The following is a 25,324-nucleotide window of genomic DNA, read 5'->3' as shown; positions in this document are numbered from 1 at the left end:
GTGTCCCCTTCCCTAGCCGCGACCGGCGCCGGAGTACGGCAGGAGCGCGACTTCGCGGGCGTTCTTGATTGCCTGGGCGATCTTGCGCTGCTCCTGGACGGTTACGCCGGTGACGCGACGGGCACGAATCTTTCCGCGATCCGAGATGAACTTACGCAGCAGGGCTACGTCCTTGTAGTCGATGACGGTGACGTCAGCGGCCTTCAGGGGGTTGGACTTTGGTTTGGGCTTACGAAGTTCAGCCTTAGCCATCGTGGTGCTCCTTTTCGTTGGAGCCCGCAGAACTGTTCTGCGGGATGGGACGTGCAAGCCACGTGACGTGGCTGTGGCGGGGAGGCCCGGGAACGGGCTCCTCCGCCGGGAATGCTAGAAGGGCGGCTCGGAATCGGCGCCGTTACCCCAGCCCTGCGAGTTACCGCCGGCCGGAGCTCCCCACGGATCGTCTGCGGGCTGCTGGGCCTGCTGGCCGCCGCCCCAGCCCGAACCGGAGTTGCCGCCACCGGAGTTACCGCCGGAGGTGCCACCGCCCGAGTTGCCGCCGAAGCCGCCACCCGAGCCGCCGTTCCCGCCGCCGGAGCGCTGGGTACGCGAGACCTTGGCCGAGGCGTAGCGCAGGGATGGACCGATCTCGTCCACCTCGAGCTCCATGACGGTGCGCTTCTCGCCTTCCTTGGTGTCGAACGAGCGTGACTTGAGTCGGCCCTGGGCGACCACACGGGTGCCCTTGGTGAGCGTCTCGGCCACGTTCTCGGCCGCCTCACGCCAGACCGACGCACGGAGGAACAGCGTTTCGCCGTCCTTCCAGTCGTTGCTCTGGCGGTCGAAGGTCCGAGGAGTGGACGCGATGGTGAAGTTCGCCACCGCGGATCCCGACGGCGTGAACCGCAGCTCGGGGTCGTTGGTGAGGTTTCCGATCACCGTGATGACTGTCTCGCCTGCCATGGTGCCTCCTTGGGTCACTGCTCGAATAGCTACCCGCCGGAGCGGGATGAAGCGGAGTTGTGAGAGCTCCTACCGATGTTATTCGGCAGAGACCTTCTGCTCCTCGGGACGGATGATCTTGGTGCGCATGATCGTCTCGTTGAGGCTCAGCTGGCGGTCGAGCTCGGAAGCCACGGCCGGGGTCGCGGTGAAGTTGACGACGGCGTAGATGCCCTCGGTCTTCTTCTGGATCTCGTAGGCGAGGCGCCGACGTCCCCAGATGTCCACCTTGTCCACAGTGCCGCCGCCGTTGCGGACGACATTGAGGAACTTCTCGAGTGTCGGGTCGATGGAGCGCTCCTCGACATCGGGGTCGATGATTACCATCAGTTCATAAGCACGCATGTGTGAACCCACCTCCTCTGGGCTGAGCGGTCGCGGTCTTTCCGCAACAGGAGGTTCTTCAGCGTTGATCGTGTCCGGCCGCCGCCCGCGAAATGGTACGCGGACCGGCTGAGGCGCGGACGGATCAATGTTACCGGACGAAGCACGGCGCGCGAACTCCTGTGGACGAACGCCCCGGAGGAGCTCCCGGCCGGGTGCCGAGGCGGCTCAGCGGCCCCCGCGGAGGAAGGCGGCGGCGACCGTGGCCAGGTACCCGGGGTCCTCCACGCCGCACAGCTCGCGCGCCGAATGCATCGAGAGCAGCGGCGTGCCCACGTCCACCGTGCGGATGCCGAGCCTCGTGGCGGTCAGCGGGCCGATCGTCGAACCACAGGGCATCAAGTTGTTGGACACGAACTCCTGGTAGGGCACCCCGCTGGCACGGCAGAGCTCCGCCCAGGCGGCTGCGCCCGGCGCGTCCGTGGTGTACCGCTGGTTGGCATTGATCTTCAGCAGCGGGCCCCCGTTGAGGACCGGCAGGTTCGCCGGGTCGTGCCGCTCCGCGTAGTTGGGGTGCACGGCGTGCCCGGCGTCGGCGGACACACAGAACGACGCCGCCAGTGCCCGGAGGCGTTCCTCGGTCCCCGCGCCGAGCCCGAGGGAGATCCGCAGCAGCATGTCCTCGAGGAACGGGCCGCTCGCACCCGACCGTGAACCGCTGCCGACCTCCTCGTGATCGAAGGCCGCGAGCACCGCGATCGGGGCGCCGGGCCGGGGGGACTCAGCCGATTCGATCAGCGCGACCAGCCCTGCATGCACGGAGGAGAGGTTGTCGAGGCGCCCGGAGGCGAAGAACTCGCCCTGCGCGCCGAAGACGCGCGGTGCCTGGGTGTCGGCCACGACGACGTCGAACCCTCCGATGTCCCCGGGGGCCACTCCCGCCTCGGCGGCAAGGAGCCGGAGGAGGTCGGCGTCCGCGGGCTCCCCCAACCCCCACACCGGGTTCATGTGCCGCTGCTTGTCGAGGGCGAGGCCGTCGTTCACGGACCGATCGAGGTGGATGGCGAGCTGCGGGAACCTCAGCAGCGGACCGGTCGCCACGAGGTGCTCCGTACCGTCCCGCAGGGTGAGGCGGCCGGCCAGGGCGAGTTCGCGGTCCAGCCACGAGTTGAGCAGCGGGCCTCCGTAGACCTCGACGCCTGCCTGCAACCAGCCGTACCGGCCCGTGGTCGGCCTCGGCTTGAGCTTGAAGGAGGGCGAGTCCGTGTGTGCTCCGAGGATGTGGAAGCCGGTGGTTGCCTCGGCGGTCTCCGGGACCACCCAGGCGATGAGGGCGCCGTCGCGGAGCACGAACCAGCGGCCGGCGCCTCCCTCCCAGGCCTCGTGTTCCTGCAGCTGCCGGAAGCCGGCGCCCCGGAGGCGGTGACCGGCCTCGGCCACGGCGTGGAAGCTCGACGGCGACGCCTGGACGTAGGCGCCGAGGTCCTGGATGTGCGTGGAGGTGCTCATGCCCCGATTCAACCAGAAGCCACCACACCGGTTCGGCCCGGATCTCTTCTTCCGCCCGGTTTCCGCCCGGTCACCTGATCGGTCCCGCGTCCCCACGCGGGGCTCGGGCGTCCCATCGGCAGCGCGTCCCGTTGCGCGGTCGGGTCACCCGGCCGGTCAGTGGGCCCCGGCCGGTCCGGGCACCACGATCCCGTTCTCGTACGCATAGACGACGGCCTGCACGCGGTCGCGCAGGTCGAGTTTCGTGAGGATGCGGCGGACGTGCGTCTTGATGGTGGCTTCGGAGAGGAAGAACCTCGCCGCGAGCTCCGCGTTGGACAACCCCTCCGCGATCGCCTCCAGCACCTCGCGCTCCCGCGGCGTCAGGTCCGCCAGCCGCTGGTCCGGCGCCGTCGCCGCGGTGGGTGCGTGGGGAAGGGAGCGCACATAGGTCTCCAGGAGCCGCTGCGTGACGCGAGGGGCGACGACGGCGTCCCCGCTCGCGACCACCCGCACGGCGTGCACGAGGTCCACGGGCGCCACGTCCTTCAACAGGAACGCCGAGGCACCCGCCTGCAGACCGGCGAAGGCGTACTCGTCGAGGTCGAAGGTGGTCAGGATGATGATCCGCGCGATGGAGCCCGAGGTGGTGATCATGCGCGTGGCCTCGATCCCGTCACCCTGGGGCATCCGCACGTCCATCAGCACCACGTCGGGCGAGAGGTCGGTCGCGAGCCGCACCGCCTCGGTCCCGCTGGAGGCCTCGCCGACGATCTCGAAGTCCGGCTCACCCTCGAGGATGAGCCGGAAGCCCATCCTCAGCAGCGGCTGGTCGTCCGCCAGCAGGATCCTGATGCGTCCGGTGGTGTCGTCGTTCTCCATGCCCGTGTTCTCTCCCCTGATGATGATCCTGACCTGCGGCACTCTCCCCGGAAGGCCCGGGCACGCTCAACTGCACGTCCACGAACCAGCCGCCGATGGATCGCCTGCCGTAGTCGACCTTCCCCGCGTAGATGGCCGCCCGCTCCCGCATGCCGGCGATGCCCTGGCCGGAGCCGAGGGACACCACGGGCCCCATGGCGCCCGCGCCGTCGTCCGTCACCCGCAGCGAGACGACCTCCCCGGTCCTGGCGATCGAGACGTCCACCACCGTCACGCCCTTCGCGTAGCGCAGCACATTGGTCAGCGACTCCTGCAGGATCCGGTACACCGTCAACTGGAACGCGGGGTCATCCGGGAGCCCGGGGCCGCTCGCCGTCACCCGGAGGGGCAGGCCCGCGGCGCGGAATCCGTCGAGCAGGCCCGCGAGAGAGCTTGACGCCGGCAGCGGGGCGAGTGATTCGCTGGCTGCCTCGGCTCTCAGCACGCCGAGCACGCGCCGCATGTCCGCAATGGCCGTCCGCCCCGTCCGGGAAAGCTCCTCGAGTACCGTCACGGCCCGCTGGGGGTCCCGTTTCATGACCACTCCGGCGCCGTCCGAGAGCGCCACCATCACGGTGAGGGAGTGCGCGACGACGTCGTGCATCTCGCGCGCGATCCGGTTCCTCTCGGCCGCAGACGCGAGCTCCGCGTTCCGCGCCGCCCACTCGCGCAGTTCGGTCTCGTGCTCGCGGTCGCGGCGCACGGTGACCCCGGCGCCCACCGCGAAGCTCAGGAACATCACGACGAAACCGCTCAGGAGCCAGATCACCCCGGGCGGTTCGCCGTACGTCTCGAGGGGCATGAGGAACAGCGACCCGACGGAGAGCACGGTCGCGATGACCGCCGCGACCAGCGCAGGCCGCAGCGGGTGGGCGACGGCGACGGCATAGAGCGCGAACATCGTGGCAATCCCGCTGCTCCCGATCCCCCCGGTCAGGAGGCTGACGGGGATGTCGAGGAGCGCGACGGCGGCGAGCACCAGGAGCGGGCGGTCGCGCCGGAAGGCGAGCGCGGCGGAGGCGACCACCATGCCTGCGACGCCGATCCAGTTCGACTCGTCGACCACCAGGATCAGCGCGTTGGGGAACGTGAGGGCCAGGAACGCGAGGATGACCACGAGATCCATCCAGCGCGGGTACCGACGGAAGAAACGCCGGACGGGACCGAGCCGTCGGGCGTTGAGCTCGGTGAAGGAGACCGCGGCCGTTCGTTCCGCGGTCCCCTTCAGCGAGGGCTTGTCATCCATGCGTCGTCGTCATGGCTGGTGGTCCTAGATGTCCCGCTTCTTGGTGACGACGAGGGCGATCACGAGGAGCACGAGAGCCCACCCGCCCATCACGAGGCCGCCCTCGAGCTGCGTGAGGTTGTCACCTTCGATGGTGATCGCCACCAGCTGCGTGCCGGCGTCCGCCGGGAGGAAGCGGGCTGCGTCGGGGATCCAGTCGGCGAGCCCGGAGAGGAGCTGGACGATGATCGGGAGGACGAAGAAGATTCCCACCGCGGTCACCACCCCGCCCGCCGTGTTCCGCACGAGGGTGCCGATGGACATCGCGATGACGGCCACGAGCGCCAGGAAGGTGCCCGTGTTGATCACGCTGGCGAGCACTCCGTCGTCGGTCAGGGCGAACCCGAGATCCTCGGACTGCAGGATCGGTTGCGCCACCAGATAGGACACCAGTGCACTGCCGAGTCCGACGACGAAGGCGATGAGGGCGATGATCACGGTCTTGGCCAGGAGCGCCGGGATGCGCTTCGGCACCGCGACCATGGTGGAGCGGATCATGCCGGTGGTCCACTCGGACGCGATGAGCACCACCGCCAGGGCGGCGATCAGCAGCTGGCCGAAGACCAGTCCTGACGAGGGTGTCGTCAACGCGCTGGCGCTCAGGCTGCCGGGCCCTTCGGCGGGCGGCTGGAACTCGGCCGGCACGTTCGGATCGGCCATGGCCTGGGCCTGCACCGTGACACCCCAGGCCACGAGCGCGGCCAGGCCGATCATCACGACGACGGTGCACACGAGCAGGATCACCGTCGACGGGACGGTGGTGACCTTGATCCACTCGGACTTCAGCACCCGCCCGAAGTTGACGCCGGGTCCGGTCTCGCGATGCTGTCGGGGCCGCTGGGTGGCGGGAGCCTGTGAGGTTGACGTGGCCATGATCAGCGCCCTTCCATCGAAGCGGGGACCTGCTGCTCGGCCGGGGTGTCCGGCGTGATGGGCAGGTTGTGGGACTGGTACTCCACCTCGGACTGGGTGAGTTGCATGTAGGCGTCCTCGAGGGACACCTGGAAGGGCGTGAGTTCGTACACGAGGATCCGTTCGCGCAGGGCGATCTCCGCAATGCGGCGAGCATCCAGGCCGGTGACCTCGACGAGTTCCGGCTCGAGGACCTGCGAGCTGACGCCCTCGCCGGCGAGACGCCCGAGAAGGTCCTGCGGCCGGTCGGTACGGACCCTCACGCGCGCCTTCCCCTGTCCGTCGATGATCGACTGGATCGGGGCGTCCGCGATGATGCGGCCGCGGCCGATGACGATCAGGTGGTCCGCAGTCAAGGCCATCTCCGACATGAGGTGCGAGGAGAGGAAGACGGTGCGCCCCTCGGAGGCGAGGCCCTTGGCCAGTCGCCGAACCCACTGCACGCCCTCGGGGTCTAGCCCGTTGACGGGTTCGTCGAGGATCACGGTGTGCGGATCGCCGAGCAGCGCCGCCGCGATACCGAGGCGCTGGCCCATTCCGAGCGAGAAACCGCCCACGCGCTTCTTCGCCACCGGTCCGAGCCCGGTGAGCTCGATGACCTCCTTGACGCGGCTGTTCGGGATGCCGTGCGTGGCAGCCATGGCGCGCAGGTGGTTGTAGGCGGACCGCTTGGTGTGGACGGCCTTCGCGTCGAGCAGGGCGCCGACCTCGCGCAGCGGCGCCTTGTGCTGGGCGTAGGGCCGGCCGTTGACCGTGACGCGGCCACCGCTCGGGTTGTCGAGGCCCATGATCATGCGCATGGTGGTCGACTTGCCGGCACCGTTCGGGCCGAGGAACCCGGTGACCTTACCGGGCTGCACCGTGAAGGACACGGCATCGACGGCGGACTTCGAGCCGTACCGCTTGGTCAGTCCCTGTGCCTCGATCATCGCTGCACCCTTCTGCTGTCGGAACGTTGGTGAGCCCGCTGTTCCGGGCTCGTGTTCCACAGTAGGCCCGGGGCCGGCGCCGGTCACCGGCCCCAGGGATGATCCCTTCCTGCAGCGCCGTACCCCTTTCGGACGACGACGGCAGCACCGTCTGCGACGCCGGTGACGCCGGTGACGCGGTCAGCGGCTGCTGATGGACGCGAACTTCCTGATGCAGAGCGGCACGAAGATCACGAGCATCACGACGATCCCGATCAGGATTGTCACCAGCGCGTTCTCCATGGGCCATACCTCGGGGACCGGCACGCTGCCGGTGTTGCCGAACAGCTCGCGCACCGCCTGGACGAACCAGGAGACCGGGTTGTAGTTCGCGAACGTCTCGAGGGCAGCGGGCAGGTTCTGCGGTTGCACGAAGGCGTTGGAGATGAACGTCAGCGGGAACAGGATCATGAAGGACGCGTTGTTGATGACCTCCGGGGACTTCACCGACATGCCGAGCAGCGCCATGACCCAGCTGAACGCGTATGAGAACAGCAGCAGCAGTCCCACGCCGGCCAGCGCCTCGAGCGGCGACGTGTTGATGCGCCAGCCGACCACCAGACCCGTGAGCATCATGATCACCACGGACAGGGTGTTGAGCACGAGGTCGCTGTTGGTCCTGCCGATCAGCACCGCCGAGGAACTCATGGGCAGGGTCCGGAACCGGTCGATGATGCCGTCCTTCAGATCCTGCGCCATCGCGGAGCCTGAGAACGTGGAACCGAAGATCACCGTCTGGGCGAAGATGCCCGCCATCAGGTACTGCGTGTAGTCGCTGCCCTCCACCGCGATGGAGCCGCCGTAGATCTGGCTGAACAACAGCACGAACATGATGGGCTGGAGGATCGCGAACACCAACATGTCCGGCGAGCGCTTCAGCTTGGTCAGGTTCCGCTTGGTGACGGTCCACCCGTCCGAGAACCACATGGACACGTCGGACTGCTGGTTCGGTGTGACGGATCGCTCGCCCGGGCGCTGGTGCTCGGGCTGCCGGTCCTCGCGCGTCAGGACGCTCATGCTGCTGTCTCCCTCTTGTGTGCTGACTTGTCCTTCTTGGATGAACCCTTGCCCGTGCCGCCGTCGGCATCAGCGGAGCCGTCGTCGTCGGCGTTGTCGGCACGCCGTCCGGTGAGCTTGAGGAAGACGTCGTCAAGGCTGGGCCGCCGCATGCCGGCGTCGTGCAGGCTGACGCCGCTCGCCCCCAGTTCGGACAGGACGTACTGCAGTGCCCGCGGTCCGTCCTCGACGGCGACCTCGATGCTGCGTCCGTCGTCGCCCACCGACGGAACGCCCGCACCGTGCCGCCCGAGGATCTCCCTCGCGGTGCCGGCGTCGGAGGCATCCACCAGCGAGACGACCACGCGGTGGCCGCCGATCTGCGCCTTCAGCTCGTCCGCCGTTCCCTCGGCGATGGCCTTGCCGCCGTCGATCACCACGATGTCGTCGGAGAGCTGATCGGCTTCCTCGAGGTACTGGGTGGTGAGGAGCAGCGTGGTGCCGTCCTTCACGAGGTCCTTGATGATGCCCCACAGCGAGAGGCGGCTCCGCGGGTCGAGGCCGGTGGTCGGCTCATCGAGGAAGAGGATCTTGGGGTTGATCACCAGGGCTCCCGCGAGGTCGATCCGGCGCCGCATGCCGCCGGAGAAGCCCTTGACCGGGCGGTTGCCCGCTTCGGTCAGCTCGAACTGGTCGATGAGCTCGGTGGCCCGGCGGCGCGACTCGCGCGCTCCGAGGTGGTAGAGCCTGCCCACCATCTCGAGGTTCTCGAACCCCGTGAGGTTCTCGTCGACCGCGGCGTACTGGCCTGAGACGCCGATGATCCGTCGCGCTGCCTGCGGATCCCGGAGGACGTCGATGCCGTCGATGTGCGCGGTGCCCGCAGTGGGCTGGATGAGGGTGGTCAGGATCTTGACCACGGTGGTCTTCCCCGCGCCGTTGGGGCCCAGGAGGGCCTTGACCGTGCCCTGCGGGACGGAGAGGTTCATGCCGTCGAGAGCGTGGACGGGTCCGCTCTTCGACGAATAGGTCTTGGTGAGGCCTTTTGCTTCGATGATCGCCATGCAGTCAGGGTAGAACCGCTAGCGCGCTCCACCTAGACCTGTCGGTCAGAACCTGTCCGCAATGCCCCGACGTCCTCCGCGCTCCTTTCGCGTGCGGCAGGAGCCACGAGGAACGAGGCGAGGACGGCGACGCCCACGGCCAGCAGTGCGGTGCGGATACCGACGACATCACCGAGGAATCCGATGAGCGGCGGACCCGCGAGGAACGCCGTGTAGCCGATGGTCGAGACGACTGACACGCGGGCCGCCGCACGCTCCGGTTCGTCGGCCGCTGCGGACATCCCCATGGGGAACCCGAGTGCCGCGCCGGCGCCCCACAGGACGGCTCCGACGGCGGCGAGCGGCACATTGGGTGCCGCGACGAAGATCACCAGCCCCACGAGCGAGGATCCGAGGCTCGCCTGCAGCACACGGACGCGGCCGAATCTGTCGATGACTCCGCCACCGAAGAAACGCAGGGCCGTCATGGCGGCCACGAAGACGGCGAACATGATCGCGCCCGTGCTCTCGCTCGTCCCGAGTCCGTCCACACTGGCTTTCGCCACCCAGTCGTTCGCGGCGCCCTCGGTGAGAGCCGCCCCGAGGACCACCAGACCGATGAGCAGCGTGCGCGGCTCACCCCAGGCACCGAACCCCTTGCCGCGCGCCGCGGAGGAGGCGCCGTCGTCGTGCATTGCGCCCGCCTCGGGGAGGAAATGACGCGGTGTCCAGAGGGAGACGGCGAGGCTGAGCGCCGCGACCGCTGCGAGATGGGCGGGCAGTCCGACGTCGAGCGCGGAGAGGCCGGCGCCCACGAGCGCACCGATGAACGCGCCGCCACTGAAGGCGGCGTGGAAGCGCGGCATGATGGTGCGGCCGACGAGGCGTTCGACGTCGGCCCCCTCGATGTTCTGTCCCACGTCCCACAGGGCGATCCCGCAGCCGAACAGGAACAGCCCGACGGCCACGACGGGCACAGAAGTCGTGACGAGCCCGACGGCGACGGCGCTCGCCGCGATCGCTGCGGCCGTTCCGCCGATGCGGACCGTGTTCGCCGTACCGACCCGTGACGAGAGGAGACCCGCGAGCGGCAGCGAGAGGACGGAACCGATCGCGCCGACGAGCAGGAGGGCACCCATCTGTCCCGGTCCGAGCCCGAGCGTGGCCGACGCCGCGGGGATGCGGGCCGCCCAGCTCGCGAAGACGAGTCCGTTGAGGCCGAAGATGGTGTAGGTGGCGAGCATGGCCGCGCGGACGGAGGAGGTCACTGGTCCAACGGTAGGCGGCTGCGGGCAGGCACCACAATCGGCCGGTCGCGGGGCTCTCCACACACTGTGGACAACCCTGTGGGCATTGTGTGGACAGGAGTGGAGAACCCGCTCAGCGGGCGCGCACCACGCGGCTCTCGTCCCAGACCGGTTCCTTCGTCTCGTACACCTTGCCGTCGGAGCCGAACACCAGGAACCTGTCGAAGCTCCGCGCGAACCAGCGGTCGTGCGTGACCGCCATGACGGTCCCCTCGAAGGCGTCGATGGCCCGCTCGAGGGCCTCGGCGGAGTGCAGGTCGAGGTTGTCGGTGGGTTCGTCGAGCAGCAGCAGCGTGGCTCCGGAGAGCTCGAGGAGCAGGATCTGCAGGCGTGCCTGCTGCCCGCCGGAGAGCGAGTCGTAGGGCTGCTCCGCCTGGGACGCCAGGCCGTACCGGTCCAGCACGGCCGACGCCGCCTCGCGGCCCAGCCCGGAACGGTGCTCGTCACCGCGGTGCAGGATGTCCACGAGCGTGCGCCCCAGCAGGTCCGGCCGCGAGTGCGTCTGCGCGAAGAACCCGGGGCGGATACGCGCGCCGAGCTTCACCGAACCCTCGTGCGGCACCTCCGCGATGTCGACGTCGGACACCGGCAGGTGCTCCTTGTCGGGGTCCGATCCCCCGGCGGCGAGCAGCCGCAGGAAGTGGGACTTACCGGAGCCGTTGGAGCCGAGCACACCCACGCGGTCCCCGAACCAGATCTCCGTGCTGAACGGCTTCATGAGACCGGAGAGTTCGAGCTTCTGCGCTACGACCGCGCGCTTCGCCGTGCGGCCACCGGCCAGGCGCATGGACACGTTCTGCTCGAGCGGTATGGCCTCGGGCGGGCCGGCCTCGAGGAACTTCGCGAGCCGCGTCTGCGCCGCGTGGTACCGGTTCGCCATGTCGGAGCGGAACGCGGCCTTGTTCTTGTACATGTTGACGAGTTCCTTGAGCTTGACGTGCTCCTCGTCCCATCGCTTCCGCAGCTCCTCGAACCGGGCATTGCGGTCCTCGCGCGCCTTCAGGTAGGTCTCGAAGCCGCCGCCGTGGGTCCACGACGACGCCCCGAGCGCTCCCGGCTCGAGCGTCACGATGCGCGTGGCGGCGTTGGCGAGGAGCTCGCGGTCGTGGCTGACGAACAGCACGGACTTCTTCGACTCCCCCAGCTTCGCCTCGAGCCAGCGCTTACCGGGCACGTCGAGGTAGTTGTCCGGTTCGTCGAGGAGGAGCAGCTCGTCCGGTCCGGAGAACAGCGCCTCCAGCACCAGGCGCTTCTGCTCACCACCGGAGAGCGACGACGCCGCCCGGTACTGCGCGCGGTCGAACGGGACCCCGAGGGCGGCCATCGTGACCTCGTCCCAGGTGGTCTCCAGCTCGTAGCCCCCGGCGTCCCCCCAGTCCGCGATGGCCTGCGCGTACGCCATCTGGGTGGGCTCGTCGTCGGCCTCCACCATCGCCAGTTCGGCGTCGTCGATCCGCTTCGCCGCAGCAGCGAGCACGGGGGGCGCGGAGGAGACGAGAAGGTCGCGCACCGTGGTGTCATCGCGTACCTGGCCGACGAACTGCCGCATGATGCCCATGGTCCCCGAGCGCCCCACCGATCCCTCGTCGGGTGAGAGGTCGCCCGAGATGATGCGCAGCAGCGTGGTCTTACCCGTGCCGTTGGGGCCGATCAGCGCCGTCTTGTGGCCTTCACCGACCTTGAAGGCGACGCCGTTGAGGAGCTGCCTGCCGTCGGAGAGGAAGTAGTCGATACCGGATACGTCGAGGTGAGCCACGTTCCCAGTCTTCCATCCGGGGCGAAGCACGGCAGAACGACGGCGGATGACGGCTCACCGGCGGCGCAGGTCAGCCCTTCGAGGCGACCGGCATCATCCGGTAGCCGACCCCGCGGACGGTGCGGATGAACGTGGGGTTGCTGATGTCGTCGCCGAGCTTCTTCCGCAGGTTCCCGATGTGCACCTCGACGAGGTGGTGATCCTGTCCCCAGCCCTCTCCCCACACCCGGGTGAGCAGTGCCTCGCGGGTCCAGACGCGCTGCGCGTTCGTGAGGAGCGCTTCGAGGAGATCGAACTCGATGCGCGTCAGGGCCAGTTCCCGTCCGTCGACGGTCACCATGCGTCCTGCGGCATCCATGACCAGCGCCCCGTGGCGCAGGAGCACCGGTTCGTCGTCCCGCGTTGCTGGTGGGGGAACGGCAGCAGCCGTCGCAGGGGCTGCCGTGGGACGCCGGGGCCGCCGGAACATCGCCGTCACCCGGGCGGAGAGCTCGCGTGGGCTGAACGGTTTGCCGATGAAGTCGTCGGCGCCGGTCTCCAGCCCGATGAGGCGGTCGATCTCCTCCTGCCGGGCGGTCACCATCACGATGTACGCATCGGTGCTGGCACGGCACTGCCGGCAGACCTCGACGCCGTCGAGATCAGGAAGGTTGAGGTCCAGGGTGATGAGGTCCGGCCGATGCTCCCTGAGGAGCGCCAGGCATTCGCCCCCGGATGCCGCCTCGAAGGTGGTGAACCCGTTCATGCGCAGCGTCGTGACGAGCAGATCACGGATGTCAGGGTCGTCCTCGACGATCAACGCGGTGCGCTGGCTCGTGGGATCGGACATGATCCCAGCCTTCCACACACTCCCGTGTTCCGGCAGGTGCCCGGGGCCGGTTGTCAGGAGGGCCGCGGGCGGAAGGGCCCGGTCGGGGCGCCGGACCCCGTAAGCTGCTCTGATGCCCTCGACCCTCGTGAGAACCGTGCAGATCCGCGGCTTCACGGTCACCGTGAGGACCACGAGTTCGGCCGCCGGATGCCACGGCGCCGACCGCCCGCCGTACGTCCTGGTCCACGGTCTCGGGATGACGCACCGTTATCTGGAGCCGCTCGCCGTGGAACTCGCCGCGGACGCCGTCGTGCACTCGATCGATCTTCCCGGGTACGGCTGGGACCCCCAGCCGCGGGCGCAGCTCACGGCCGAGGACCACGGGGCGCTGATCGTCGCGGCGCTGACCGCGCTCGGGATCCGACGCGCCGTGCTGGTGGGCCACTCCATGGGAGCCCAGTTCGTGACGGCCGCCGCACTCGCCGCCCCGGGGCTGCCGGAGCGCGTGGTGCTTCTCGGGCCCGTGGTGGACAGGCTCAGGCGCACCGTTCTGCAGCAGTCCGTCTCCCTGCTGCACGACACCTTCCGGGAGAGCCCGCGCAGCAATGCCGTGGTGTACACGGACTACCTCCGCACCGGCCTCCGATGGTACGTGCGCCAGCTGCGTCCCATGATGGAGTACCCGCTGGAGCGCGCGGTGGAGGCCGTGCCGTGCCCGGTCCTGGTGATCCGGGGAGGCCGCGACCCGGTGGCGCGACGACGGTGGTGCCGGGAGCTCGCTGACCGCGCGGTGGACGGTTCGTTCGTCGAGATCACTGGTCAGGCGCACGTGGTGCAGATGCTCGCTGCCGCGCACGTCGCCGCGGAGATCGCGGCATTCGGACGCCGCCCACCCCGGGCCGATGCGCAGAACTTGTTCCAGTCTTCGGCAAGGGCGAAGGGGAAACTTGAAGATACAAGCGCATAGTGGGTCTACAGCAACGAAGATCCCGTCCCCTGATCACGTGATCTCGTTGCGATGACACAACGCCCTGCCGGGGCTGGTTCACAGCACCGGCAGGGGGTTCCAACGCTCCGGAGGATCGCATGTCTGACTTGGAAGAGTGGTCAACCAGCCGCCTGCTCACCACCGCCGCGCGTCTCGTGGACCATGCGTGGAACGAGAAACTGCTCGACATCGGCATCACCCATGCCGGGTACACCACGCTCGGCGTCCTCGCCCGACAGGGCACCATGACCGGCGCACGGCTCGCCGTGGCGGTGCACGTGCAGGCGCAGACCATCGGCAAGACCATCGAGAAGCTCGAACGCCAGGGCTTCATCTCGCGGATCCGTGACAGCATCGATCGTCGCAGTCAGCGCATCACCATCACCCCCGCCGGCCTCGACGCCCTGACCGCCGCCGAGAACATCGAGCGCACGCTCATGGTCGGTGAGGGACTGGAGTCCTTCGAGCTCCGCACCCTGCTGCGGGGTATCATCGGCGAACTCGCACCCCAGCGCCAGAAGACCACCGCCGTGGTGGTCTGAGACGTAGCCCCCGAATTTCTCAAGAGAACACGGAAGCGGGTGGGACCAAGGGGAGGGCGCTTTGTGGTTGGGGCGGGGGTGCCCAGAAGGGGGGGAAAGAAAAACGAGAGAAAGAAACGAAAGGAAAACAGGGNTGGTCTGAGACGTAGCCCCCGAATTTCTCAAGAGAACACGGAAGCGGCCGCCCCCCGGGGCGGCCGCTTCTGTGTGCGGTACGGCGCTCCCTGACGGCGGTGACCCGACCCCGGCGACGCATCGCTGAAGACCATCCGGGTGGTGAAGGAGTAGGGCCGGCCGGCCCTACTCCTTCCCAGGGGTCAGAGGTAAGGCTCCACGTTCTGCTCGTAGGAGCGCTGGATGGCGGTGCTCGCGGTCGCGAACGCCTCAGCCGGGTCGGCCTGCTGGAGGATGATGCCCTCGAGCGCCGTCGTGAGCTCCTTGTCACCGCCGGGAACGAACACCCGCGCCCAGTCCTGGGTGCGCGTGGTGGCCAGCTGGTCGACAGCGGTGCGGAACTGGGGCGACTCCGCGTACACGGCTGCCATGGTCTCGCTCTCCAGGGCCGAGGTGCGCACGGGCATGTAGCCGGTGTTGGAGGAGTAGTACGCCGTGCTCTCCGTGCTCGTGAGGAACTTCAGGAACATACCCGCGGCGAGCTGCTGCTCGGGCGAGCGGTTCGCGTTGATCGCCACGCCGGTGCCGCCGGTGGGGCACGCCGGGCCATCGGGGCCCTCGGGCAGGAAGCCGGTGCCCACCCCGAACGATGCCGCCTCCAGGATGCCGGTCAGGGATCCGGTGGATCCGATGGTGCAGGCGGTCAGGCCGGCACCGAAGTCCGCGACGTTGTCGCTCGCCGCAACGGCCGCGAACTTGTCGTCGAAGATCATGGACTGAACGAAGGTGGCGGCCTCGATGGCCTCGGGGGTGTCGAGCGTGGTGGTCCATTCGTTCGAGTAGGCGCCGCCGCGGCCCCACAGGAAGTTGCAGAACCACCAGGCCACCCAGGACGTCCCCTTGCCGAGCCCGAGCGGCGTGATGCCCGCGGCTGCGAGCTGCGGCCCCCACTCGCGGAACTCGTCCCAGGTGGCGGGCGAACGGTCCGGCAGGCCCGCAGCCGCCCAGACATCCTTGTTGTAGTAGAACAGCGGCGTGGACCGGGCGTAGGGCACGGCCCAGTGCGAGTCCTTGTACAGGTAGTCGCCGTAGAGGGTCTCGTTGTAATCCGCGGTGTCCATCTCGAGGTGCTCGGCGAGCTGGTCGATCGGCAGGATCTGCCCGTTGATCATGTAGCGGAACCACCACACGTCACTGGAGATGACGACGTCGGGCCCGGCGTCCGTGCCGGTGGCCGCCTGGAACTTCTGTGCCACCTCGTCGTAGTTCGCGCCCGCGGTGACGAGGTTGACGGTGATGCCGCTTTCGGCGGTGAAGCGTTTGATGAGCTCCTCCTCCACGGGCTTGGACGCACCCGGGTGGTTGCTCCACCAGGTGATCTCGGTGGCCGGCGTGATGGACGCCCAGTCGGTGGCATCCTGTGTGGCGGCGCCACCGGAGACGTCGGTGCTGACCGCCGGGCCACTGCAGGCCGCGAGCGCCGCGGCGCCGCCGAACATGGCACTGAGTTGCAGGAGCTGACGGCGGTTCAGGTCGAACTGCGGGCGTGGGGACATGGGGGAACTCCTCGGGTTGGTCGGACGGACGGACGGCGAAGGGAAGGAAGGTCAGCCGGTGACGGCCCCGGCGGTCAGGCCGGAGACGATGCGCTTCTGCAGCGCGAAGAAGGCGATCAGCACGGGGGCGGTGACGAGCACGGTCGCTGCCATGAGGACGCCCCAGTCGGGGATGCCGTCGTTGTTCTGCAGCAGGGTCAGGCCCACCGGCAGGGTCATCATCTCGGCGCGGTCGACGACGAGGAGCGGCCACAGGTACTCGTTCCACTCCGCCACGATCGAGACGAGGGCGACGGCGGCGATGGTCGGCGCGGAGATGGGCACGATGAAGCGCCACAGGCGCTGCCAGTGACCGGCGCCGTCGAGCGCGGCCGCCTCGAGGATGGAGATCGGCAGCGTGAGGAAGTGCTGGCGGAAGAGGAAGGTGCCGAAGGCGGAGGCGAGTCCGGGCACGATGATGCCCTGGTAGGTGTTGATCCAGCCGAGTTCGGCCACGAGTGTGTAGTTCGGGATGATGACGATCTGCTGCGGGACGAGCAGAGCGAAGATGACGACGCCGAAGACCACCTTCTTGAACGGGAACTCGAGGAACACGAGCGCGTACGCCGTGGTGAGCCCCAGCATCATCTTCAGGCCCGCGCCGATCACCGTGGTGATGGCGCTGTTGACGAAGAAGTTGCCGAACGGGACCTGGCTCATCGCCGTCTCGTAGTTCGAGGCGTCCACCGAACCGGGCAGCCACTGGATGGGCGAGGTGTAGATCTCGTCGCGCTCCTTGAACCCCGCGAGCACCATCCACACGAGCGGGAGCACCATCACGGCGACGGCGAGCAGAAGCGTGAGGTAGCTGCCCCACGGCGTCGGTGCCTTGGTGCGGGGTGCCGCGGCCGCCCGTGCGGGGCCCGGTGTCAGGGTGGCGGCCATCAGTAGTGCACCTTCCGGTCGACGAACTTCAGTTGGGCGAACGTGACCGCGAGCAGCACCACGAAGAGAATGGTGGCGATCGCCGACGAGTAGCCGGCGCGGCCGCTCTGGAAGCCCTCCTGGTAGATCTGGTACATCATCGTGGTGGTCCCGCCGAGGGGACCACCCTTGGTCATGGCCTGGATGATGTCGAAGGACTGCAGCGACGTCAGCAGCGTGGTGATGGCGAGGAAGAACGTGGTGGGTCCGAGCAGGGGCAGCACGATCGCCCGGAAGGACCGCACGGCGGAGGCGCCATCAATGGATGCGGCCTCCACGAGGTCCCGTGGCACGGACTGCAGGGCGGCCAGGTAGATGAGCGCCACATAGCCCACGTTCTTCCACAGGTACACGATGATCACCATGGCGAGCGCCCACTGGGGATCGTTGTACCAGTCGGGTGAGGCGAGGCCCACGAGGCGGAGCAGGGCGGCGGTGACGCCGAAGTTGGGGTCGAACACGAACAGCCAGAGCAGGCCCACGGCGACGCCTGAGAGCACGTACGGCGCGACGACGACGGTGCGCGCCGCGCCCGTGCCGCGCAGCTTCCGGTTCAGCACCAGCGCGAGCAGGAGCCCGATGACCATGCCGCCGCCCACGGTGGCGAGCGTGAAGACCAGGGTCACGGTGACGATGCGCGGCGTCGTCGGATCAGTGAACCAGTCGATGTAGTTCTGGAAGCCGACCGGCATGGCGACCGGGGAACCGATGTTCCACTGCAGCGTGGAGTACTGCAGGGACTGCAGGAGCGGCTTGTAGGTGAAGATCACCAGCAGCGCCACGTTGGGGCCCGCGAAGGCGAGGAACAGCAGCCACTGCTTCCACGGCGTGCGGCGACGGCGCTGGACCACGGCCCCCGGGCCCGTTCCCGAGGACGACGGCGGGACCTGTCCTACGCCGTCGGACCGCACTGCCGGGCGTACCCGAGCGGTATCCGTCACCTGGCCCATCCCTTCACCCCTTCGCTTCGCTTCGGCCCCATGCCATTGCAAGGGTAGGGAGCGGGCGGCCGCACGAACCTCGAAAGCGGCTCTCACGAACGAGTTGTCCGCCAGAGTTCACCGCCGGTTCAGCCTCGTGACTTGCTGTTCGCCTTCTGGTTGCCGGACGCGGACCGCGTGGCGCCGGGCGGCGTCGGGAAGGCATCGGCGGTACATTGTCCAGGCACCGAACGCACAGCAGGACACAGTGAACGAGCCGGACGTCACGCGAGCGGGGGCTGCCACGGACGGCACCGTGGTCCAGGGCCTCGCCGATCATCTGGGCGATCTCGCCCGCAACCTGCATCACCGCGACGACGGCGAGGGCCCGCTGACGGATATCGTCCGGACGGCGCTGCGGCTGATCCCTCAGGCCTCCGAAGCCTTCATCACACTGGTGAGGGACAATCGGCGGACACCTCCGGGTCCGGCGGAAGCCAATGAACGACCGCTGGAGGGTTCTGCAGCCCCAGCTGACGAACCGTGCGATGCGCGAGGTGAATCTCACCTTGCCTGTGATCCGGCTGCGCTATGTCGGATGCAACGGCGCACTCGAGGCACCTGAGCTCCCCGTCTGGGCCCACAACCTCCTGGCCCTCGCTCTGAACGAGCTCATCGACGAGCTTCCCCAGCGGCCCCGGGTCGACGACGAAAAGACCCTGCGGTTCATCTGAGGGGCGTCAGCACTCCACCACGTTGAGGGCCAGGCCGCCGCGCGCGGTCTCCTTGTACTTGTCCATCATGTCCGCGCCGGTCTCCCGCATCGTCTTGATGGCGACGTCGAGGGAGACGTGGTGCTGACCGTCCCCGCGGACCGCCATACGGGCCGCGGTGATGGCCTTCATGGCTCCGACGGCATTTCTCTCGATGCACGGGATCTGCACCAGACCGCCCACGGGGTCACAGGTGAGGCCGAGGTTGTGCTCGATCCCGATCTCCGCCGCGTTCTCCACCTGCTCGGGTGTGCCACCGAGGACCTCGGCCAGCGCGCCCGCTGCCATGGCGCACGCCGACCCCACCTCGCCCTGGCACCCGACCTCCGCGCCCGAGATGGACGCGTTCTTCTTGAACAAGGCACCGATCGCGGTGGCGGCGAGCAGGAACCGGACCACACCGTCGTCGTCCGCTCCCGGCACGAAGTCCACGTAGTACTTCAGGACGGCAGGGATGATGCCCGCCGCGCCGTTGGTGGGCGCCGTGACCACGCGGCCGCCGGCCGCGTTCTCCTCGTTGACGGCGAGGGCGAACAGCGTGACCCACTCCATGGTCCCGAGGCGGTCGTTGGGATCATCGGCCTTCTCGAGGAGCTGCCGCTGCTTGTCCGCGCGGCGACGCACGCTGAGGCCACCGGGGAGGATGCCACCGGTGGTGGTGCCGCGCCGGATGGTGTCCTGCATGACGTCCCAGATCTCCAGCAGGCCCGTACGCACCTCGTGCTCCGAGCGCACCGCCAACTCGTTCGCCAAGATGACATCCGAGAAGCGCCTGCCGGTGGCTCCGCAGATACGCAGGAGCTGATCCGCCGAATCGAAGGGATACGGCACGGGCAAGGGTGCCACCGCGGCCGTCTCGGAGCGGATCTCGTCCTCGTCGAGCACGAAGCCGCCACCTACCGAGAAGTATTCCCTCGTCCGTATAATTTCGTTCGCTGGGTCGTATGCCGTGAAGCGCATACCATTCGTGTGGTAGTCGAGGCGCTGACCGCGGTGCAGCAGCACGTCCGTCTCCGGATCGAACGCGATGCGCTGCTCCCCCGCCAGCAGCAGCGAGCGGCACTCCCCGATGTACGCCACGCGGGCGTCGGCCGAGGTGGGATCCACCAGGTGCGGTTGATCCCCCTCGAGACCGAGCAGGACGGCCTTCACCGTGCCGTGGCCGTGCCCCGTCACGCCGAGCGAACCGAAGAGATCCACCTGCACACGCTGCACGCGCGGGAGAAGCCCCTCGGCGCGGAGCACCCGAGTGAAGAGGTGGGCAGCGGTCATCGGTCCGCCGGTGTGGGAGCTCGAGGGGCCGATGCCGATCTTGAAGAGGTCGAACGCGCTGATCGTCACAGAGCGGTACCGGCCGATTTCTCGCGCCGGTAGAAGGGCGTGGGGATCACGGTGAAGGCCTCGGGCCGTCCGCGGAGGTCCACCTGCAGCTCCGTACCGAGGGCCGCGTACTCCGATGCCACGTACGCGAGCGCCACCGGGTATCCGAGCGTCGGGCTGGGAAGCCCGGACGTGACGGTGCCGACCGGCACCCCGTCCACCACGACGTCGTACCCGGCCCGTGCGGACCGGCGGCCGACCCCGCGGAGACCCACGAGCCGACGCGCGGGCTCCACCGCCTTGAGGGGCTCCAGGACGGCGCGGCCCACGAAGTCGTCCGTCTTCTTTGTGCTCACCACCGGACCGAGGCCCGCCTCGAACGGGTTTGTGTCGAGACCGAGTTCGTTGCCGTACAGGGGCATGCCGGCCTCGAGCCGCAGCGAATCCCGTGCCGCGAGCCCGCAGGGCAGCAGGCCGTACGGTTCACCGGCGGTCAGGGCGGCCTGCCACAGGCGCACGGCGACGTTGGTGCCCACGTAGATCTCGAAGCCGTCCTCGCCGGTGTACCCGGTCCGTGCGAGGAGGACGGGCAGGCCGGAGAGCTCGATCTCGACGGCAGCGTAGTACTTCAGCTCCTTGATGGTCGCGGCGTCCTCGGGGCGCGCGAGCTCGAGGAGGACGGCTTCGGACGTGGGCCCCTGGATGGCGATCAACGCGGTCGCCTCCGACTGGTCCTCGATGGCGACATCGAAGCTCGACGCCCGGATGCGCAGCGTCTCCGCCACCATCTCGGCGTTGGCGGCGTTCGGCACCACGAGGAAGGAGTCCTCGGCGAGGCGGTACGTGATGAGGTCGTCGATCACGCCGCCCTCGGCGGTGCAGATGAGGGAGTACTTCGCCTTGCCCACGGCGATGACGGCGAGATTGCTCACCAGCGCGTAGTTCAGGAAGCGCGCGGCATCCGGCCCGGTGACGAGGACCTCGCCCATGTGGGAGAGGTCGAAGATTCCCGCGGCCCTGCGGACGGTGTGGTGCTCCTCCAGCTCGCTGCGGTACTTCAGGGGCATCTGCCAGCCGCCGAAGTCCGTGAAGGACGCACCGTGGAGCTCGTGCTGCGTGAACAGCGCGGTGTGTCTGCTCGTGTCGTCGGTCATGTACGGCGGTCCTAGTCCTCGAAGGCTTCGATGGGCGGGCAGGAGCAGATCAGGTTGCGGTCGCCGTGGGCGCCGTCGATCCTGCGCACCGGCGGGAAGTACTTGTCATGGCGGAGGGACCGCAGCGGGTAGGCCGCGAGCTCGCGCGGGTACGCCTGGGTCCACTCGTCCCCGATGAGCACCTGCGCGGTGTGGGGTGCCTGCCGCAGCGGGCTCTCCTCGAGCGTGAAGTCACCTGCCGCCACGCGGTCGATCTCGCCCTTGATGGCGATCATGGCCTCCACGAAGCGGTCCAGCTCGGCGAGGTCCTCGGACTCCGTGGGCTCGACCATGAGCGTCCCGGCGACCGGGAAGGACAACGTGGGCGCGTGGAATCCGTAGTCGATGAGGCGCTTGGCGACGTCCTCGGCGGTCACGCCGGTCTCCGCGGTCAGCGGGCGGAGGTCGAGGATGCACTCGTGCGCCACGAGTCCCTGCACGCCGGTGTAGAGCACGGGGAAGTGCTCGGTCAGGCGCGCGGCCACGTAGTTGGCGGCGAGGAGGGCGTGCGCCGTCGCGCTCGTGAGGCCCTCGGACCCCATCAGGGCCACGTAGGCCCAGGAGATGGGCAGCACGCCGGCCGAGCCGTACATCGAGCCGGACACGGGCGTGCCACCCTCGGCGCTCGCGCCACCATCCGTGGCGACGGCGCGGTTCGCGTCGCCGGGCAGGAACGGCGCGAGGTGCGCGGCCACCGCCACGGGGCCGACGCCGGGCCCACCGCCACCGTGCGGGATGCAGAACGTCTTGTGGAGGTTGAGGTGCGAGACATCGCCGCCGAACTCACCCGGCTGCGCGAGGCCCACGAGGGCGTTGAGGTTGGCGCCGTCGATGTAGACCTGGCCGCCGGCGTCGTGGATCTGCTCGCAGACCCAGCGGACGTCCTCCTCGAACACGCCGTGCGTGGACGGGTAGGTGATCATGATGGCCGAGAGGTTAGCCGCGTGCTGCTCGATCTTCGCCAGCAGGTCGTCGTGATCGATGTTCCCGTTGGCCGCCGTCGCGACCACCACCACCTTCATGCCCGCGAGCACCGCGGAGGCGGCGTTGGTGCCGTGCGCCGAGGACGGGATGAGGCAGATGGTGCGGTTCTCGTCGCCGCGCGAGCGGTGGTAGCCGCGGATGGCCAGGAGTCCGGCGAGCTCGCCCTGCGACCCGGCGTTGGGCTGCAGCGACACGCGGTCGTACCCGGTGATCTCGGCGAGGCGCTCCTCGAGGTCGGTGATGAGCTCGCGCCAGCCCTCGGTCTGGCTCTCCGGCGCGTACGGGTGGATCGAGGCGAACTCCGGCCAGGAGATGGATTCCATCTCCACGGTGGCGTTGAGCTTCATGGTGCAGGAGCCCAGCGGGATCATGGTGCGGTCCAGCGCGAGGTCCTTGTCGGAGAGCTTCCGCAGGTAGCGCAGCATCGCGGTCTCGGAGCGGTGGCGCGAGAACACGGGGTGCGTCATGAACGACGACGCCCGGTGCAGCTCCGACGGGATGCGCTCGGCCGGGGCCTCCGCAGTGGCGGCGGCCGTTCCCTCGAAGACGGCGGCGACGGCCGCGACGTGCTCGCGTGTGGTCGTCTCGTCGCAGGAGATGCCGAGGTGGTCGGCGTCGATACGGCGGAGGTTGTAGCCCGCCGCCTCCGCGGCGTCGGCGTACTCGGCGGCCTTCCCGGGCACGCGCACCAGGAGGGTGTCGAAGAACGAGTCATGGACGACCTCGGCATCGGTCGACGCGAGGGCTGCCGCGAGCTCGACGGCGCGCTGGTGGATGGTGCGGGCGATCGCCGTGAGGCCCTCCGGGCCGTGGTAGACGCCGTACATCGACGCGACGATGGCGAGCAGCGCCTGCGCTGTGCAGATGTTGCTCGTCGCCTTCTCCCGGCGGATGTGCTGCTCGCGGGTCTGCAGCGCGAGGCGGTAGGCGGGGGCGCCGTCGGCGTCCTTCGAGACACCCACGAGGCGGCCCGGAAGCATGCGCTCGAGGCCCTTGCGCACGGCCATGTAGGCGGCGTGTGGGCCGCCGAAGAAGAGCGGGACGCCGAAACGCTGGGCGGAGCCGACGGCGATGTCCGCGCCCTGCTCGCCCGGGGCGGTGATGAGCGTAAGGGAAAGGAGGTCCGCGGCGACCGTGACGAGGGCGCCGCGCTCCTTGGCGGACGTTATGACGGCGGCGTGGTTCCGCAGGGCGCCCGAGGCGCCGGGCTGCTGGAGGACGACGCCGTTGATGTCGCCGTCGGGCAGTCCCGCGGAGAGATCGGTGACCTCCACTTCGAAGCCGAGCGCCTCGGCGCGGCCGCGGACGACGGCGACGGTCTGCGGGAGGGCGTCGGCGTCGATGACGGTGCGCCCCTTGTTCTTGCCCGAGCGGCGCATGAGCAGCACGGCCTCGGCCACGGCGGAGGCCTCGTCAAGCAGGGACGCGTTGGCGATGTCCAGGGCCGTGAGGTCCTGCACCATGGTCTGGAAGTTCAGGAGGGCCTCGAGGCGGCCCTGGGAGATCTCGGGCTGGTACGGGGTGTACGCGGTGTACCAGGCGGGCGATTCGAGGACGTTGCGCCGGATGACCGGCGGCGTGACGGTGTCGTAGTAGCCCTGGCCGATCATCTGCACGGCCGTCCGGTTCTTCCCGGCGATCCGGCGGAGCTGCGCCAGGACCTCGGTCTCGCTCAGGGCGCCCGGCAGATCCAGCGCCCTGTCGAGGCGGATGCTCGCGGGTACGGCCATGTCCACGAGCTTCTCGAGGCTCGGGTAGCCGAGGACCTCGAGCATCCGTGCGGCGTCGGAGGTCCGCGGGCCGATGTGGCGGTCGGCGAAGGTAGCTGCAGCGGGAGAATGAGCCATGGGGAACTCCGTACGTCAGTAGGGTGCGCGGCGCGCGAGACTGTCGGGTTCCTCCCCGCTCTGTAAGGGACCTGAGAGTTTCCGCGGACCTTGAGTCCGCTTGCACCGTCGGTGAGCGCCGGTGGCTTCCGGGGCTGCTTTCCAGAGTTGCCTAGCCGCAGCGGTCCTTCGGCCTGAGAGATTCCTGGGGAGGATTTGCTCCTACGGCGCCCGCCGGTCCGGGAAGGACGGCGGAACTCTCCCGCTGCAGATCACGGGCGTATTCAGTTGGAGTGGGCGCCGGGGTGTGAGCCCGTGACCGCCCCACAGCCTACCGCCCGCCCCCTGCGCCGGGCAATGACGTCGGGAACCCGACGTGGCGCGGATCACGTCCGTGCGCCGTGCGGATTCCTCGTCCGGGCTCGACCTACGGGTGTCCCTCATCGCTCCACGATCGGAAATAGCCATGCACCCCCGCCTCCCAGCCCGCCTGTCCGCCGAAGCCCTCGGCACGTTCGTCCTCGTGTTCGTCGGATGCGGGAGCGCCGTGCTCGCGGCGCAGTTCCTCGACGGCGCAACCGACGTGGGAATCGGCTTCCTCGGTGTGGCACTCGCCTTCGGTCTGTCGGTCATGGTGGCCGCCTACGCCGTCGGCCACATCTCGGGCGGGCACTTCAACCCGGCGGTCACCCTCGGCGCCGCGCTCGCCGGGCGCCTCGAGTGGAAGGCCGTGGCGCCCTACGTCCTCACGCAGATCGCCGCCGCGACCGTTGCCGGCGCGGCCCTCCTGACCATCGCGTCCGGCAGGCCGGGCTTCGACGCCGTGGAGTCCGGCTTCGCCTCCAACGGGTACGGCGAGCTCTCGCCCGGCGGCTACGGCCTCGTGGCGGCACTCGTCATCGAGGTCGTCCTCACTGCCGTCTTCCTGTACGTGATCCTCGGGAGCACCGACTCCAGGGCCCCGAAGGGATTCGCGCCGCTCGCGATCGGCCTCGGCCTCACGGTGATCCACCTCGTCGCCATCCCGGTCACGAACACGTCCGTGAACCCGGCGCGTTCACTCGGCGTCGCCTGGTTCGCCGGTCCCGAGGCTCTCGGTCAGGTGTGGCTGTTCATCGTGGCCCCCCTGATCGGTGCCGCCATCGCGGGCCTGAGCTACAGGGTGCTGTTCCCGAACGAGGAGAGCGTGGTCCTCGAACGGTAGCGGGACGGCGACCGGGCAGATCGTAATGCCTCCTCCCGCCCTCGGGAAGGGCGGGAGGGAAAGATCCGCCGTGCCGACGCCTTCTGGCGCCACCCGTCACCAGTGGGCGCTAGCGTGAGCGCAGTCACACCCACCGTTCCCGGAGGAAC

The 25,324-nt window shown here is 69.0% G+C and carries 23 protein-coding genes and 1 riboswitch; of the genes, 4 read left to right on the top strand and 19 right to left on the bottom strand.

Annotated features, from left to right (window positions below; genetic code table 11):
* Positions 1-12 precede the first annotated feature (12 nt).
* From rpsR to AC4D16_RS14825, 13 genes are all read right to left on the bottom strand, one after another.
* Positions 13-252 carry a 30S ribosomal protein S18 gene (gene rpsR, locus AC4D16_RS14885; protein WP_005273147.1) on the bottom strand — a complete coding sequence of 80 codons (240 nt, stop codon included), beginning with the start codon at positions 250-252 and terminating at the stop codon, positions 13-15.
* A 114-nt stretch (positions 253-366) separates the two neighbouring features.
* On the bottom strand, positions 367-942 hold the full coding sequence (locus AC4D16_RS14880) for a single-stranded DNA-binding protein (protein WP_490955545.1): 576 nt from the start codon (positions 940-942) through the stop codon (positions 367-369).
* Positions 943-1,020: 78 nt separating this feature from the next.
* Entirely contained in the window at positions 1,021-1,326 is a 306-nt protein-coding gene (rpsF, locus tag AC4D16_RS14875; protein ID WP_043442549.1) for a 30S ribosomal protein S6, read from the bottom strand.
* A 207-nt stretch (positions 1,327-1,533) separates the two neighbouring features.
* A complete protein-coding gene (locus tag AC4D16_RS14870) occupies positions 1,534-2,814 on the bottom strand; it encodes a M18 family aminopeptidase (protein ID WP_490955544.1) in 1,281 nt (426 codons plus the stop codon).
* A 156-nt stretch (positions 2,815-2,970) separates the two neighbouring features.
* A complete protein-coding gene (locus AC4D16_RS14865; RefSeq protein WP_490955543.1) occupies positions 2,971-3,675 on the bottom strand; it encodes a response regulator in 705 nt (234 codons plus the stop codon).
* Positions 3,581-4,960, bottom strand: a complete 1,380-nt coding sequence (locus AC4D16_RS14860; protein WP_490955542.1) for a sensor histidine kinase — start codon at positions 4,958-4,960, stop codon at positions 3,581-3,583. The genes AC4D16_RS14865 and AC4D16_RS14860 overlap by 95 nt, the downstream gene beginning before the upstream one ends.
* 24 nt (positions 4,961-4,984) lie before the next feature.
* On the bottom strand, positions 4,985-5,872 hold the full coding sequence (locus AC4D16_RS14855; protein ID WP_490955541.1) for an ABC transporter permease: 888 nt from the start codon (positions 5,870-5,872) through the stop codon (positions 4,985-4,987).
* A 2-nt stretch (positions 5,873-5,874) separates the two neighbouring features.
* Entirely contained in the window at positions 5,875-6,840 is a 966-nt protein-coding gene (locus AC4D16_RS14850; protein WP_490955540.1) for an ABC transporter ATP-binding protein, read from the bottom strand.
* A 180-nt stretch (positions 6,841-7,020) separates the two neighbouring features.
* Positions 7,021-7,806: an ABC transporter permease gene (locus tag AC4D16_RS14845; RefSeq protein ID WP_490950134.1), complete on the bottom strand. Its 786-nt coding sequence runs from the start codon at positions 7,804-7,806 to the stop codon at positions 7,021-7,023.
* 86 nt (positions 7,807-7,892) lie between these two features.
* Positions 7,893-8,939, bottom strand: coding sequence for an ATP-binding cassette domain-containing protein (locus AC4D16_RS14840; RefSeq protein WP_490949982.1), 1,047 nt, complete (start codon positions 8,937-8,939; stop codon positions 7,893-7,895).
* Between the two features lie 32 nt (positions 8,940-8,971).
* Positions 8,972-10,162, bottom strand: a complete 1,191-nt coding sequence (locus tag AC4D16_RS14835) for an MFS transporter (RefSeq protein ID WP_490955613.1) — start codon at positions 10,160-10,162, stop codon at positions 8,972-8,974.
* 136 nt (positions 10,163-10,298) lie between these two features.
* Positions 10,299-11,981: an ABC-F family ATP-binding cassette domain-containing protein gene (locus AC4D16_RS14830; protein ID WP_490955539.1), complete on the bottom strand. Its 1,683-nt coding sequence runs from the start codon at positions 11,979-11,981 to the stop codon at positions 10,299-10,301.
* Positions 11,982-12,051: 70 nt separating this feature from the next.
* Positions 12,052-12,810 carry a response regulator gene (locus tag AC4D16_RS14825; RefSeq protein ID WP_490955538.1) on the bottom strand — a complete coding sequence of 253 codons (759 nt, stop codon included), beginning with the start codon at positions 12,808-12,810 and terminating at the stop codon, positions 12,052-12,054.
* A gap of 112 nt (positions 12,811-12,922) precedes the next feature.
* Between AC4D16_RS14825 and AC4D16_RS14820 the strand changes: the two genes are divergently transcribed.
* Positions 12,923-13,759 carry an alpha/beta fold hydrolase gene (locus tag AC4D16_RS14820; RefSeq protein ID WP_490955537.1) on the top strand — a complete coding sequence of 279 codons (837 nt, stop codon included), beginning with the start codon at positions 12,923-12,925 and terminating at the stop codon, positions 13,757-13,759.
* A gap of 119 nt (positions 13,760-13,878) precedes the next feature.
* The gene (locus tag AC4D16_RS14815; RefSeq protein ID WP_490949973.1) at positions 13,879-14,322 is read left to right on the top strand and encodes a MarR family winged helix-turn-helix transcriptional regulator; all 444 of its coding nucleotides are present in this window, start codon (positions 13,879-13,881) and stop codon (positions 14,320-14,322) included.
* A gap of 317 nt (positions 14,323-14,639) precedes the next feature.
* Here the strand turns inward: AC4D16_RS14815 and AC4D16_RS14810 are convergent, their stop codons facing one another.
* The 3 genes from AC4D16_RS14810 to AC4D16_RS14800 are packed head-to-tail and all read right to left on the bottom strand — an operon-like array spanning position 14,640 to position 17,896.
* The gene (locus AC4D16_RS14810; protein WP_490955536.1) at positions 14,640-15,992 is read right to left on the bottom strand and encodes an ABC transporter substrate-binding protein; all 1,353 of its coding nucleotides are present in this window, start codon (positions 15,990-15,992) and stop codon (positions 14,640-14,642) included.
* 51 nt (positions 15,993-16,043) lie between these two features.
* A complete protein-coding gene (locus AC4D16_RS14805) occupies positions 16,044-16,916 on the bottom strand; it encodes a carbohydrate ABC transporter permease (protein ID WP_490949971.1) in 873 nt (290 codons plus the stop codon).
* Positions 16,916-17,896, bottom strand: coding sequence for a carbohydrate ABC transporter permease (locus tag AC4D16_RS14800; protein ID WP_490949970.1), 981 nt, complete (start codon positions 17,894-17,896; stop codon positions 16,916-16,918). Before AC4D16_RS14800 ends, AC4D16_RS14805 begins: the two co-directional genes overlap by 1 nt.
* 527 nt (positions 17,897-18,423) lie before the next feature.
* On the opposite strand from AC4D16_RS14800, the gene AC4D16_RS14795 reads away from it, so the two are divergent.
* On the top strand, positions 18,424-18,609 hold the full coding sequence (locus AC4D16_RS14795; protein ID WP_490955535.1) for a hypothetical protein: 186 nt from the start codon (positions 18,424-18,426) through the stop codon (positions 18,607-18,609).
* A gap of 6 nt (positions 18,610-18,615) precedes the next feature.
* On the opposite strand, the gene AC4D16_RS14790 is transcribed toward AC4D16_RS14795, so the two are convergent.
* From AC4D16_RS14790 to gcvP, 3 genes are read right to left on the bottom strand one after another with little or no spacing between them, the layout of a single operon-like run.
* Positions 18,616-19,989: an L-serine ammonia-lyase gene (locus tag AC4D16_RS14790; RefSeq protein ID WP_490955534.1), complete on the bottom strand. Its 1,374-nt coding sequence runs from the start codon at positions 19,987-19,989 to the stop codon at positions 18,616-18,618.
* Positions 19,986-21,122 carry a glycine cleavage system aminomethyltransferase GcvT gene (gene gcvT, locus AC4D16_RS14785; RefSeq protein WP_490955533.1) on the bottom strand — a complete coding sequence of 379 codons (1,137 nt, stop codon included), beginning with the start codon at positions 21,120-21,122 and terminating at the stop codon, positions 19,986-19,988. Before gcvT ends, AC4D16_RS14790 begins: the two co-directional genes overlap by 4 nt.
* Before the next feature lie 11 nt (positions 21,123-21,133).
* The gene (gene gcvP, locus AC4D16_RS14780; RefSeq protein ID WP_490955532.1) at positions 21,134-23,992 is read right to left on the bottom strand and encodes an aminomethyl-transferring glycine dehydrogenase; all 2,859 of its coding nucleotides are present in this window, start codon (positions 23,990-23,992) and stop codon (positions 21,134-21,136) included.
* 151 nt (positions 23,993-24,143) lie between these two features.
* Positions 24,144-24,246: riboswitch (glycine riboswitch) on the bottom strand.
* A gap of 191 nt (positions 24,247-24,437) precedes the next feature.
* Between gcvP and aqpZ the strand changes: the two genes are divergently transcribed.
* Complete coding sequence (gene aqpZ, locus AC4D16_RS14775) at positions 24,438-25,175, top strand: aquaporin Z (RefSeq protein ID WP_490955531.1); 738 nt, start codon at positions 24,438-24,440, stop codon at positions 25,173-25,175.
* Positions 25,176-25,324: the final 149 nt, after the last annotated feature.

The sequence above is a fragment of the Arthrobacter sp. TJ-236 genome (assembly GCF_058269235.1).
This window is presented reverse-complemented; position numbering and strand designations above follow the sequence as displayed.